Consider the following 12,931-nt stretch of genomic DNA (forward strand, 5'->3'; position numbering starts at 1 on the left):
CGAGCTTTAGCCCTTCATCCGGTTGACATCGTCGACGGCGATGGTGCCGCGACCGCGGAAGTAGATGACGAGGATGGCAAGGCCGATGGCCGCCTCACCCGCCGCGACGGTCAGCACGAACATGCTGAACACCTGTCCCACCAGATCGCCCAGGAAGGCGCTGAAGGCGACAAGGTTGATGTTCACGCTGAGCAGGATCAGCTCGATCGCCATCAGGATGATGATGACGTTCTTGCGATTGATGAAGATGCCCAGCACGCCCATCACGAAGAGGATCGCGCTGACCACCATATAATGCTGAAGGCCGATCACAGCTCCACCCCCTGCCCGACGGGCTGATTGACGTTGCGCACCGCGTCTTCGGGACGGCGGCGGTTCTGGCGGGCGATGTTCTGGCCGCGCACGCCGCCACGGGCGCGATGGGTCAGCACGATGGCGCCGATCATCGCGACCAGCAAGACGATGCCCGCCGCTTCAAACAGGAAGATGTAGCGGGTGTAGAGCAACGCGCCGATCGCCTGGATATTGCTGAGTTCCGGGTTCACCGGAGCCGCGCGCTGCGCCAGTTCTATGGGGCCCGCGCTCCACAGGCCGATGCCCAGCACGATCTCCGCCAGCAGCACCAGCGCAATCAGCAGCCCGAAGGGGAGGTAATCGACGAAACCGGCGCGCAGTTCGGCGAAATCGATGTCGAGCATCATCACGACGAACAGGAACAGCACGGCAACGGCGCCGACATAGACGATGACAAGGAGCATCGCGATGAATTCGGCGCCCAGCAGGACCATCAGCCCCGCCGCGTTGAAAAAGGCAAGGATCAGCCACAGCACCGAATGAACCGGATTGCGCGACAGGATCGTAAGCGCGCCGCTGCACACCACGATCGCGGCGAACAGGTAAAAGGCAAGCACGTGAATCACAGGATCATGTTCCCCTTCGGCGGCTGCGGCTTAACGGTAGGGCGCATCGGCGGCAAGGTTCGCGGCAATCGCCCGCTCCCACTTGTCCCCATTTTCAAGGAGCTTGGCCTTGTCGTAGATCAGCTCCTCGCGCGTTTCGGTGGAGAACTCGAAATTCGGGCCCTCGACGATGGCGTCCACCGGGCACGCTTCCTGGCAGAAGCCGCAATAGATGCACTTCGTCATATCGATGTCGTAGCGCGTCGTGCGGCGGCTGCCGTCATCGCGCGGCTGCGCTTCGATGGTGATCGCCTGGGCGGGGCAGATCGCCTCGCACAGCTTGCACGCGATGCAGCGCTCTTCCCCATTGGGATAGCGGCGCAACGCATGCTCCCCCCGGAACCGCGGCGAAATCGGGTTCTTCTCATAGGGGTAGTTGATCGTCGCCTTGGGCTTGAAGAAATATTTCAAGGTCAGGGCGTGCGCCTTCACAAACTCCCAGAGGGTGAAGGATTTGACATAATAGCCGAGGCTCATTGAGCGCCTCCGTAACGCGTGAACATGAGGAAGCCCGACACCAGGAAGACGAACAGCAGCGAGGTCGGCAGGAATATCTTCCAGCCCAGCCGCATAAGCTGGTCATAGCGGTAACGGGGCACCGTCGCCTTCACCCAGGAGAAGACGAAGAAGAAGAAGAATATCTTGGCGAACAGCCAGATGATGCCGGGCACATAATAAAGCGGCGCCCAGTCGATCGGCGGCAGATAGCCGCCCCAGAACAGGATGGCGTTCAGGGCGCACATCAGGATCACGTTTGCATATTCGCCCAGCCAGAACAGCGCGAAGGCCATGGATGAATATTCGGTCTGATACCCCGCGACCAGTTCCGATTCCGCTTCGGTCAGGTCGAAGGGCGCACGCGCCGTTTCCGCCATGGCCGAGATCAGGAACATGATCGCCATCGGGAAGAGCAGCGGGTTGAAGCCGTTGCCGTTCAGGAAGCCATAATAGCCCTTCTGGCTCTCGACGATGGCCGAGATGTTGAAGCTGCCGGCCCAGAGCACCACGGTGATCAGGATGAAGCCGATGGAGACTTCATAGCTGATCATCTGCGCGCTGGCGCGGATCGCCGAATAGAAGGGATATTTGGAGTTGGACGCCCAGCCCGACAGCACCACGCCATAGACGCCGAGCGACGAGATGGCGAGGATGTAGAGCAGGCCGACATTGATGTTGGCCAGCACCACGCCCACCTGGAACGGAATCACCGCCCAGGCCATCAGAGCGACGGTGAAGGTGATGATCGGGGCGATCAGGAAAAGCGTGCGGTTGGCCGCCGAAGGGATGATGGTTTCCTGCAGGAAGACCTTGGCGCCGTCCGCGAAGGACTGGAGCAGACCGAAGGGACCGACGACGTTCGGGCCGCGACGCAGCGCCATCGCCGCCCAGATCTTGCGGTCGGCGTAGATGATCATCGCCACCGCCAGCATCAGCGGCAACGCAATCACCAGAATGCCGATGATCGTCGAAAGCAGCCAGGCGCCCTCGAACGGCAGGCCGAGATTTTGGAAGAAAGCGGTCACTCTGCGGCCTCCGCATACGTCTCACCGTGGATCAGTTCGGCCGAACATTGCTGCATCGTCGGACTGGCGCGGCAGATGGCGTTGGTCAGGTAGAAATCCTTGATCGGAGAGCCGAACTCACCGCTGGCGCCGGTCGGCAGCGACGGAACGGACCAGCCATAATCGGCCAGACCCTCGACGCCCAGCGCCGGAACCGCCCTGGCCATTTCGGCGCGAAGCTGCTCGAAGCTGTCGAAGGGGAGCGTCGCGCCCAGCACTTCCGACAGGGCGCGCAGGATCGACCAATCCTCGCGGGCGTCGCCCGGCGCGAATACGGCCTTTTCGCCGCGCTGCACCCGGCCTTCCAGATTGACGTAGGTGCCGGCCTTCTCGGCATAGCTCGCGCCCGGCAGGATCACGTCCGCCGCATGCGCGCCCTTGTCGCCATGGTGGCCGACATAGACCTTGAAGCTGTCCTGGAAAGCCGAATAATCGACCTCGTCCGCGCCCAGCGAGAAGAGCAGCTTGGGCTTCGCCGCAGCCACCGCCTTGATGCCGCCCTGCGCCGCATAGCCGAGCATCAGCCCGCCCATGCGCGCCGCCGCGAAATGCAGGACATTATAGCCGTTCCAGCCTTCTTTCACGAGGCCCAGCGTCTCGACCAGCGCCAGCGTATCGCCATGGGCGCCGTCCTTCGCCAGCACGCCGCCGCCGACGATCATCGCCGGACGCGCGGCCTTGCCGAAGGCTTCCACCACCGCTTCGGGCAGACGGCCAAGCAGCGATGCGTCATTGCCCAGCCACTCGACCTTGTAGGTGAGGTCGACCTGCGGACCGAGCGCAAAGACCTTCGCGCCCTTCTTGATCGCCTTGCGGATGCGGGTGTTCACCAGCGGCGCTTCCCAGCGCAGATTGGTGCCCACCAGCAGGATCACGTCAGCGGTTTCAAGACCGTTGAGCGTGGTGTTGAAGTTGACCGCGCTCAGGCTCGACACGTCATAAGCGAGCCCGGTCTGACGGCCTTCGAGCAACGAGCCACCCAGCCTCTCGACCAGCACCTTGCCCGCGAACATCGTCTCGCAATCGAGCAGATCACCGGCCAGCGCAGCCACCGATCCGCCATGCTTGACGGCGGCAATCGCCGCGAACGCCTCGTTCCAGGTTGCCGGAACCAGCTTGCCGTCCTTGCGGACATAGGGCTTGTCGAGCCGCTTGCGGACCAGACCGTCGACATTGTGCCGGGTCTTGTCGCTGGCCCATTCCTCGTTCACGTCGTCATTGATGCGCGGCACGGCGCGCAGCACCTGACGGCCGCGGCTGTCGAGGCGGATGTTGGTGCCGACCGCGTCCATCACGTCGATCGCGTGGGTCTTCTTGAGTTCCCAGGGACGCGCTTCGAACGCATAGGGCTTGGACGTCAGCGCGCCGACCGGGCAAAGATCGACCACATTGCCCGAAAGCTCGCTCTTGGCGGCATGTTCGAGATAGGTGGTGATCTGCATGTTCTCGCCGCGATAGATGGCGCCGATTTCCGGCACGCCCGCGACTTCCTCGGCAAAGCGCACGCAGCGGGTGCACTGGATGCAGCGGGTCATGACCGTCTTGACGATCGGGCCCATATATTTCTCGGTGACGGCGCGCTTATTCTCGTCGAAGCGGCTGCTGCCCTTGCCATAGGCGACCGACTGGTCCTGAAGGTCGCATTCGCCGCCCTGGTCGCAGATCGGGCAGTCAAGCGGGTGGTTGATGAGCAGGAACTCCATCACCCCTTCGCGCGCCTTCTTGACCATCTCGGTCTGGGTGAAGATTTCCTGATTCTCCGCGGCCGGCAGCGCACAGGAAGCCTGCGGCTTGGGCGGTCCGGGCTTCACCTCGACCAGGCACATGCGGCAATTGCCGGCGATGCTGAGGCGCTCATGATAGCAGAAACGCGGGATTTCCTTCCCCGCCAGTTCGCAGGCCTGGAGGACCGTGGCGCCCGCCGGGACTTCGAGTTCTACGCCGTCTACTTTGACCTTCGGCATGGTTACTCCGCTGCCTCCATGACCGGGGCGCTACCCTTGTTTTCGTTGATCCGACGCTCGATTTCCGGACGGAAGTGCCGGATCAGGCCCTGGATCGGCCAAGCCGCCGCGTCGCCAAGCGCGCAGATGGTGTGGCCTTCGACCTGCTTGGTCACCTGGAACAGCATGTCGATCTCGCTCTGGTCGGCATCGCCGGTGCGCAGCCGTTCCATTACGCGCCACATCCAGCCGGTGCCTTCGCGGCAGGGCGTGCACTGGCCGCAGCTCTCATGCTTGTAGAAATAGCTGAGCCGCGAAATGGCGCGGACGATGTCGGTCGACTTGTCCATCACGATGACGGCGGCGGTGCCAAGGCCGGAGCCGAGCGCGCGCAACCCATCGAAATCCATGGGCGCGTCCATGATCTCCTTCGCCGGGACCAAAGGCACCGACGAACCGCCGGGGATGACCGCCAGCAGATTGTCCCAGCCGCCGCGAATGCCGCCGCAATGCCGGTCGATCAGTTCCTTGAAGCTGATGCCCATCGATTCTTCGACGACACAGGGCTTGTTCACATGGCCGCTGATCTGGAAGAGCTTCGTGCCCTTGTTGTTCTCCCGCCCGAAGCTGGAGAACCATTCGGCGCCACGGCGCAGGATGGTCGGCGCGACCGCGATGGATTCGACGTTGTTCACCGTGGTGGGGCAGCCATAAAGGCCCGCGCCCGCCGGGAAAGGCGGCTTCAGGCGCGGCTGGCCCTTCTTGCCCTCCAGGCTTTCGATCTGGGCGGTTTCCTCTCCGCAGATATAGGCGCCCGCGCCGCGATGGACGAAGACGTCGAAATCATAGCCGGACCCGCAGGCATTCTTGCCGAGAAAGCCCTTTTCATAGGCCTGCTCGACGGCGGCGAAGAGGACCTTCGCCTCATAGATGAACTCGCCGCGAATATAGATATAGGCGGCGCGCGCCCGCATCGCGAAACCGGCGACCAGCGCGCCCTCGATCAGCTTGTGCGGATCGTGGCGGATGATCTCGCGGTCCTTGCACGAGCCCGGCTCGGATTCGTCGGCGTTGATGACGAGGAAGCTCGGACGGCCGTCCCTGCTTTCCTTGGGCATGAAGCTCCACTTCATGCCGGTCGGGAAGCCGGCGCCGCCACGGCCGCGCAGGCCGCTGGCCTTGATGCGCTCTATGATGTCGTCCTGGCCGATTGCCAGCAGGGCCTTGGTGTTATCCCAATCGCCGCGCTTCATCGCCGCGTCGATGCCCCAATCCTGGAAGCCATAGACGTTGGTGAAGATGCGATCCTTGTCGCTGAGAGGCGCGATCACGTCACTCATGCCCATTCGCCCCGATAGTCGTGATTTTCGTTGACCATATCCTTGAGCGTGGTCGGACCACCCTCCGGACAGCTGGTCTGGCGATCGATCTGCGGCCCGATCTTGGGCTGCTTGCCAGCGGCGAGATCGTCGAGGATCGCGCTCATGCTGTCATAGGTCAGGTCTTCGAAATTATCGTCGTTGATCTGGACCATCGGCGCGTTGGCGCAGGCGCCCAGACACTCGACCTCGGTCAGCGTGAACAGGCCGTCGGGCGTCGTCCCGCCCTTCACCAGCCCCTTGTTCTTGCAGGCGGAGAACACATCGTCGGAGCCGCGCAGCATGCAGGGCGTCGTGCCGCAGACCTGCACATGATAGCGGCCCACGGGCGCGAGATTGTACATGGTGTAGAAGGTCGCGACCTCGTACACGCGCATATACGGCATTTCGAGTTGGTCGGCGATATATTCCATCACCGGCACCGGCAGCCAGCCCTGGGTCTGCGTTTCCGCACCGACCTGACGCTGGGCGAGGTCAAGCAGCGGCATCACGGCCGACTGCTGACGCCCGGCGGGATAGCGGGCAATGACCTTCTTCGCCTGCTCGGCATTTTCGGCCGTCCAGGCGAACGCGCCCCAGCGCGCGCGCGTTTCGGCCTCGTCCGGGATATGAACTGCGTCAGCCATTAGCGGTCACATTCTCCAAACACGATGTCCATGGCGCCAAGGACAGCGGTGGTATCGGCCAGCATGTGGCCTTTCATCATGAAATCCATCGCCTGAAGGTGGCTAAAGGCGGTCGGGCGGATCTTGCAGCGATAGGGCTTGTTGGAGCCGTCCGCGACCAGATAGACGCCGAATTCGCCCTTGGGGCTTTCGGTCGCGACATAGACTTCGCCCGCCGGGACATGGAAGCCCTCGGTATAAAGCTTGAAGTGGTGGATCAGCGCTTCCATCGAGCGCTTCATCTCGCCGCGCTTGGGCGGCACCACCTTGCGGTCGAAGCTCGCAACCGGGCCTTCCGGCATTTCGCTGAGGCACTGCTTCATGATCCGCGCGGACTGGCGGACTTCCTCGACGCGGACCATGAAGCGGTCATAGCAGTCGAAATTGGTGCCCACCGGAACGTCGAATTCCATCCGGTCATAGACGTCATAGGGCTGCGCCTTGCGGATGTCCCAGGGGATGCCCGATCCCCGGATCATGGGGCCGGAGAAGCCCCATTTCAGCGCGTCTTCCTTGCTGACGACCGCGATGTCCACATTGCGCTGCTTGAAGATGCGGTTGTCGACCACCAGGCTCATCGCGTCCTCGAACAGGCGCGGCAAACGCGTGTCGAGCCAGTCGCCAATGTCGGTCAACAGCTTCAGCGGCACGTCCTGATGCACGCCGCCCGGCCGGAACCAGGCCGCATGCATGCGGGCACCCGATGCCCGTTCGAAGAAGTTGAGGCAATCCTCCCGGATTTCGAACAGCCACAGGTTCGGCGTCATCGCACCCACGTCCATCACGTGCGAGCCGAGATTCAGCATGTGATTGCAGATGCGCGTCAGTTCCGCAAAGAACACGCGCAGATATTGCGCGCGCAACGGCACTTCCAGGTTCAGCAGCTTTTCGATCGCCAGCACATAGCTGTGCTCCATGCCGAGCGGCGAGCAATAGTCCAGCCGGTCGAAATAGGGCAGCGCCTGCAAATAAGTCTTGTGCTCGATCAGCTTCTCGGTGCCGCGATGGAGCAGGCCGACATGCGGGTCGCAGCGCTCGACGATCTCGCCGTCCAGTTCCATGACCAGGCGCAGAACGCCGTGCGCGGCAGGGTGCTGCGGACCGAAGTTGATCGTGTAGTTCTGGATTTCCGTGTCGCCGTAGGACGGGTCCGCCGCGTCGGTCACATGGTCCAGCTTTTCCAGATAGTCGGACATCAGGCCTTATCCTCAGGCTTGGCAGCGCCTTTGCCTTCGTCTGTGTGCTCTTCGGGCTTTACCGGAGCGTTGGGCGACTTTTCCGCACCCTTGCTGTTGGCGGGTTCACCTGCACCGGTATCCTCGGACTTTTCCGTGACCTTGGGCGTGGCGCCGGCCGGTTCGCCCTTGGGAGCCGCAGCGGCCGGCAACGGGGCTGTGACAGGTGTCGGCGCTCCCGGCGCCTGCGGCGCCTTTTCGTCGCCCGGCAGCACATATTGCGCGCCTTCCCACGGGCTCATGAAGTCGAACTGCCGGAAATCCTGCGCCAGCTTCACCGGCTTGTAGACGACGCGCTTGTCCTCTTCGGAATACCACATCTCGACATAGCCGGTCAGCGGGAAGTCCTTGCGCTGCGGATGGCCCTTGAAACCATAGTCGGTCAGGATGCGGCGCAGATCGGCGTTCCCCTCGAAGATGACGCCGTACATGTCGAACACCTCCCGCTCCAGCCAGCCGGCGACCGGCCAGATGTGCGTGACGGTGGGAACGGGCATGTCCTCGTCGGTCTGCACCTTCACGCGGACGCGGTGGTTCCGCGTGACGCTGAGCAGATGGTAGCAGACCTCGAAGCGCTCCGGACGATCCGGATAATCGACGCCCGCAATTTCCATGAGCTGCTGATATTGCGCGCGATCCCGCAGCAGCACCATCGCGTCGGCCAGCTTTTCCCGGACGACGGTGAAGCTCAGTTCATCGGCATGATCGACGGTTTCGACCAGCATCGGTCCCAGCAGACCGGCGATTTCCTGCGCGATCCCATCGATGGCCGCGATCCTAGGAGCAGAATGACCCATATCAGCGCTCAACCGTTCCGATGCGGCGGATTTTCCGCTGCAACTGCATCACGCCATAAAGCAGGGCTTCCGCTGTCGGCGGGCAACCCGGCACATAGATGTCGACCGGCACGATGCGGTCGCAGCCACGCACGACCGAATAGCTGTAGTGATAATAGCCACCGCCATTCGCGCAGCTGCCCATCGAAATCACATATTTCGGATTGGACATCTGGTCGTAAACCTTGCGCAACGCCGGAGCCATCTTGTTGCACAGCGTCCCCGCGACGATCATCACGTCGGACTGGCGCGGCGAGGCGCGCGGCGCGGCGCCGAAGCGTTCCATGTCGTAACGGGGCATGTTGACGTGGATCATCTCCACCGCGCAGCAGGCCAGGCCGAAGGTCATCCACCAGAGCGAGCCGGTGCGGGCCCACTGGAACAATTCCTCCGTCGAGGTGACGAGGAAGCCCTTGTCACTGACCTCGCTGTTCAGCGCGTTGAAGAAATCCTGGTCGGGCTGGGTCCCCGCGGGCAACAAGGTGCCGGGCGCGGGCCGCTCAAGTTCTACTCCCAATCGAGTGCTCCCTTCTTCCACGCATAGACGAGGCCGAGCACCAGCTCCGCTATGAAGATCATCATAGTCGCCCAGCCGGCCCAGCCGATCTGGTCGAGGCTGACCGCCCAGGGGTAGAGGAACGCCGCTTCCAGGTCGAAGATGATGAACAGGATCGCGACGAGGTAGAATCGCACGTCGAACTGGCTGCGCGGTTCTTCGAACGCAGGAAAGCCGCATTCATATTCGCTGAGCTTCGCCGGATCGGGCTGATGCGCGCCGGTCAGGCGCCCCACCAGCATCGGCAGGAACACGAATGCGCTCGAAAGCAGCAAGGCGATCCCGAGAAAGATCAGGATCGGCAGATATTGGGCTAGATCGACCAACGGAATCCCCTGGGCGAAAATGATTTACGGGCGCGCTTTAGGCCCGCTGCATATGCGAAGCAAGGCCCGGAGGCATGAGAATGATTCGCAACAATGGCGGCGACCTGATCACGCTACCAAAAGCAAGCCATCAGCGCAGCGCTCCTGCCACCAACTTATGTAATTTGCTGTGGATCGCATCATTGCCCGCGATGACTTCCTTGCGCTCGATCGGCTGGTCGCCGCCGCGGAAATCCGACACGAAGCCGCCCGCTTCCCGCACCATCAGCAGGCCCGCCGCCACGTCCCAGGGTTGCAGGCCGCTTTCCCAGAAGCCGTCATAGCGGCCGGAGGCGACGTGGGCGAGGTCCAGCGAGGCCGCGCCGAAGCGCCGGATTCCGGCCACCGAGGGCCCTACGGCCCCGAAGATGCGCGTCCATTGCGCGAAATCGCCATGCCCCAGGAAGGGGATGCCCGTGGCGATCAGGCAGTCGCCCAGATCGCGCCGCGCCGAAACGCGCAGCCGCTGGTCATGCCGCCAGGCGCCCCGGCTCTTTTCCGCCCAATAGCTTTCGTCGGTCACCGGCTGGTAGATGAGGCCGGTCGTAACCTCCCGCTTGCCGCCGTAGAGCGGCTCCTCGACCGCGATGGAGATCGCGAAGTGCGGGATGCCGTGCAGGAAATTGCTGGTGCCGTCGAGCGGATCGATGATCCAGCGCGGCTTGCCCGGATCGCCCGCGATCTCGCCGCCTTCCTCCAGCAGGAAACCCCAATCGGGCCGCGCCTTCTGCAATTCCTCGACCAGCGTCTTTTCCGCCTGCTGGTCGGCCTTGGACACGAAGTCCGCCGGTCCCTTTCGGGACACCTGCAGATGTTCGACCTCGCCAAAGTCGCGGCGCAGCTTGGAGCCAGCCTTGCGCGCGGCGCGTTCCATGACGGTCAAAAGGCCCGAGTGCGATACCATTTTTCTTGTCTCCCCCCTCCCGCAAACGGGAGGGACCGGGGGTGGGCATGCCGCAATAGCGGCACTCTAAAAAGGGAAAGGGCAGGAAGCTCGCTCATGCTCGCCACCCACCCCCTGACCCCCTTCCGCCTGCGGGAGGGGGGGGGGGGATAGAATATCAATCCGCGCGCTTCACATATTCGCGCTCATACACGTCGACGACGATGCGCGTGCCGGTGACGATGTGCGGCGGCACCATGACGCGCACGCCATTGTCCAGGATGGCGGGCTTGTAGCTCGCCGAAGCGGTCTGGCCCTTCACCACGGCATCGGCTTCCACCACGGTCGCTTCGACCGTTTCGGGAAGCTGCACGGAGATCGGACGTTCCTCATACATTTCCAGCATGACCATCATGCCGTCCTGCAGGAAGGCCGACGCATCGCCCACCAGATCCTGCGGCAGATTGATCTGCTCATAGGTTTCCGTATCCATGAAGACGAGCATGTCGCCCTCTGCATAGAGATATTGGAAATCCTTGGTGTCGAGGCGGATGCGCTCCACCGTCTCGGCCGAACGGAAGCGGACGTTGTTCTTGCGCCCGTCGATCAGGTTCTTCAGTTCCACCTGCATATAGGCGCCGCCCTTGCCGGGCTGGGTATGCTGGATCTTCACGGCGCGCCACAGGCTGCCGTCATATTCGATGTTGTTGCCGGGACGAATCTCGACGCCGCTGATCTTCATGGGAAGAGCCTGCCTATATGTCTGAAGGTGAAAAGAGCCGGCCTCTGGAGGCTGGCCGCGCCCTTACATGGATGAGGGCGAAAGGGCAAGAGGCGGCGCCTATCGCGGTTTCGCCAGCAAGGGATAGGGATTGATCGCCCGCCCGCCATGCCAGGGCTCTCCCGGACGCAGTTCATGCACCGCGAAGTGCAGGTGCGGCGCTGCCGGATCGGCATTGCCGGTGCTGCCGACGGTCGCGATGCGCTGCCCGCGCCGAACCGCCTGCCCTTCCGCAAGGCCCGGCGCATAGCCGTCCAGATGCGCATAATAATAGATGCGCCGTCCGTCGGGGGAGCGTTCATAGATCGTGCGCCCGCCTTCCTCGCTCCAGAACAGCTTTTCGATCCGTCCGTCCGCCGCCGCCAGCACCGCCCTGCCCCGCGCCGCCATGATGTCGATGGCGTCATGGGCGCGCGCGCCGCTCGCCCGCGCCTGGGCGAATGTATCGCTCAGCGCGGAGGGCGGCACGCCCTCGACCGGGATCAGCAGGGCACCGGCTTCCGCCGCCGCAGGCCGGGAAGGCTCAGGCGCGTCCGCCGGCACGATCCGCACGAAGGTGCGCAGGAGGGCCGCGCCGATCAGGACGGCCAGGCCGACGCCGGCCCAACCGCGCGCCCTCATGGCTGGAACACCGCCTTCACGCCGGACTTCACCATCTGGGCGAGCCGCGCCGCGTCCCAATTGGTGAGCCGGATGCAACCATGGCTTTCCGTCCGGCCAATGGTCTGCGGCTCCGGCGTGCCGTGAATGCCGTAATGCGGCTTCGACAGGTCGATCCACACCACGCCGACCGGGCCGTTGGGACCGGGCTTCAGCACCGCCTTCTGGTCGGTGGAGGACGCATCCCAGAACAGGTCCGGATTATAGTGGAAGTCGGGATTGCGGCTCAACCCCTTGATTTCCCACGTTCCGATCGGCAGGGGATCATGCTGCGACCCCATGGTGGCTGGAAATTGCGCGATCAGCCGGTTCTGCGCGTCATAGGCCCAGAGCACCCCGTCCGACTTGTCCACGACAATATGGTCGGCCTGCGGCTGTTCCTTGGCCACGCCCAGGCCGGCGAGCGTCTCGCCCCAGCCGCGCTCGTCGCCTTCGATCCGGGCAACTGGCTGGTTGGCGATGGCAGGTACGCGGATCGTGGCTCCCGCGCCGAGCTTCGTGTTCGGAGGGTTGAGCGCGAGCAGCGCCTCCGGCCGAGTGTGGAAACGTTCGGCCAGCTTCTCCAGCAGGTTGCGATAGCCAAGGGCGGGCAGCTTCGCCTGATCGTTGAGTTCCCTGGGCACCGCAAAGAACGGTCCCCTGGCGAAATCCGCCGGTATCTTAACCAGCCAGGTCGCGGGCTGCGGCCGGTCGCCCAGCAGCGCCCTGGCCGTCGCCTCATCATATTCCCCGGTGGTCGGCAGGCCCTTCGCCTCCTGGAAACCCCTGAGCGCGGTGGTGAAGGACATGCCTTCCTTCCCGTCCAATACGCCGGGCGAGAAGCCGGCCCGGTCCAGCGCCACCTGCGCCTGCAGCACCGATTCCACCCGCGCAGGCGCGCCTGTCGGCTCGGGCACCACGGTGAAGGCGTAGGGATCGCCGGCAGGCCGCGCAGCCTGCCCGGTCGCCTGGTTCGACGGTGCGCTCTCATTGGCTTCCGTCACCGTCATGTTGCAGGCCGCACAGAGCAGCGTCAGGATCAGCGGATTGGTTTTCAAGGCGATACTCTCCCATTTGTGGAAGGGAAAACGCCTGAAGTGCAGGAAAGCTGCCTGCCGCCTTATACCG

Annotated in this window: 15 protein-coding genes; all 15 read right to left on the bottom strand. The window is 63.5% G+C overall.

What is annotated here, in order from left to right:
- Window positions 1–6: 6 nt before the first annotated feature.
- The 15 genes from nuoK to A8G00_RS00650 all read right to left on the bottom strand — a co-directional run bounded on the left by nuoK (window position 7) and on the right by A8G00_RS00650 (window position 12,861).
- Window positions 7–312: an NADH-quinone oxidoreductase subunit NuoK gene (gene nuoK / locus A8G00_RS00580; protein WP_004211745.1), complete on the bottom strand. Its 306-nt coding sequence runs from the start codon at window positions 310–312 to the stop codon at window positions 7–9.
- On the bottom strand, window positions 309–920 hold the full coding sequence (locus A8G00_RS00585; protein WP_025549535.1) for an NADH-quinone oxidoreductase subunit J: 612 nt from the start codon (window positions 918–920) through the stop codon (window positions 309–311). The genes nuoK and A8G00_RS00585 overlap by 4 nt, the downstream gene beginning before the upstream one ends.
- Before the next feature lie 30 nt (window positions 921–950).
- Complete coding sequence (nuoI, locus tag A8G00_RS00590) at window positions 951–1,436, bottom strand: NADH-quinone oxidoreductase subunit NuoI (RefSeq protein ID WP_007684868.1); 486 nt, start codon at window positions 1,434–1,436, stop codon at window positions 951–953.
- Window positions 1,433–2,482 (bottom strand): NADH-quinone oxidoreductase subunit NuoH, encoded by a 1,050-nt coding sequence (gene nuoH, locus A8G00_RS00595; protein WP_025549536.1) that lies wholly within the window; start codon window positions 2,480–2,482, stop codon window positions 1,433–1,435. Before nuoH ends, nuoI begins: the two co-directional genes overlap by 4 nt.
- On the bottom strand, window positions 2,479–4,485 hold the full coding sequence (nuoG, locus tag A8G00_RS00600; RefSeq protein WP_102999694.1) for an NADH-quinone oxidoreductase subunit NuoG: 2,007 nt from the start codon (window positions 4,483–4,485) through the stop codon (window positions 2,479–2,481). The genes nuoH and nuoG overlap by 4 nt, the downstream gene beginning before the upstream one ends.
- A gap of 2 nt (window positions 4,486–4,487) precedes the next feature.
- Window positions 4,488–5,804 (bottom strand): NADH-quinone oxidoreductase subunit NuoF, encoded by a 1,317-nt coding sequence (gene nuoF, locus A8G00_RS00605; protein ID WP_102999804.1) that lies wholly within the window; start codon window positions 5,802–5,804, stop codon window positions 4,488–4,490.
- Window positions 5,801–6,469, bottom strand: a complete 669-nt coding sequence (gene nuoE, locus A8G00_RS00610) for an NADH-quinone oxidoreductase subunit NuoE (protein ID WP_025549539.1) — start codon at window positions 6,467–6,469, stop codon at window positions 5,801–5,803. The genes nuoF and nuoE overlap by 4 nt, the downstream gene beginning before the upstream one ends.
- The gene (locus tag A8G00_RS00615) at window positions 6,469–7,704 is read right to left on the bottom strand and encodes an NADH-quinone oxidoreductase subunit D (RefSeq protein ID WP_025549540.1); all 1,236 of its coding nucleotides are present in this window, start codon (window positions 7,702–7,704) and stop codon (window positions 6,469–6,471) included. Before A8G00_RS00615 ends, nuoE begins: the two co-directional genes overlap by 1 nt.
- A complete protein-coding gene (locus A8G00_RS00620) occupies window positions 7,704–8,540 on the bottom strand; it encodes an NADH-quinone oxidoreductase subunit C (RefSeq protein ID WP_025549541.1) in 837 nt (278 codons plus the stop codon). The genes A8G00_RS00615 and A8G00_RS00620 overlap by 1 nt, the downstream gene beginning before the upstream one ends.
- 1 nt (window position 8,541) lies before the next feature.
- Window positions 8,542–9,096, bottom strand: a complete 555-nt coding sequence (locus A8G00_RS00625) for an NADH-quinone oxidoreductase subunit B family protein (protein ID WP_013847137.1) — start codon at window positions 9,094–9,096, stop codon at window positions 8,542–8,544.
- Window positions 9,087–9,461, bottom strand: a complete 375-nt coding sequence (locus A8G00_RS00630) for an NADH-quinone oxidoreductase subunit A (protein WP_025549542.1) — start codon at window positions 9,459–9,461, stop codon at window positions 9,087–9,089. The genes A8G00_RS00625 and A8G00_RS00630 overlap by 10 nt, the downstream gene beginning before the upstream one ends.
- 130 nt (window positions 9,462–9,591) lie before the next feature.
- Window positions 9,592–10,404, bottom strand: a complete 813-nt coding sequence (locus tag A8G00_RS00635; RefSeq protein WP_025549543.1) for an inositol monophosphatase family protein — start codon at window positions 10,402–10,404, stop codon at window positions 9,592–9,594.
- Window positions 10,405–10,561: 157 nt separating this feature from the next.
- Complete coding sequence (gene efp / locus A8G00_RS00640; protein ID WP_025549544.1) at window positions 10,562–11,125, bottom strand: elongation factor P; 564 nt, start codon at window positions 11,123–11,125, stop codon at window positions 10,562–10,564.
- Between the two features lie 99 nt (window positions 11,126–11,224).
- On the bottom strand, window positions 11,225–11,785 hold the full coding sequence (locus tag A8G00_RS00645; protein WP_102999695.1) for a M23 family metallopeptidase: 561 nt from the start codon (window positions 11,783–11,785) through the stop codon (window positions 11,225–11,227).
- Window positions 11,782–12,861 carry a L,D-transpeptidase gene (locus A8G00_RS00650; protein ID WP_102999696.1) on the bottom strand — a complete coding sequence of 360 codons (1,080 nt, stop codon included), beginning with the start codon at window positions 12,859–12,861 and terminating at the stop codon, window positions 11,782–11,784. Before A8G00_RS00650 ends, A8G00_RS00645 begins: the two co-directional genes overlap by 4 nt.
- Between the last annotated feature and the right edge of the window lie 70 nt (window positions 12,862–12,931).

The organism is Sphingobium sp. SA916, assembly GCF_002894065.1.
GTDB lineage: Bacteria > Pseudomonadota > Alphaproteobacteria > Sphingomonadales > Sphingomonadaceae > Sphingobium > Sphingobium fuliginis.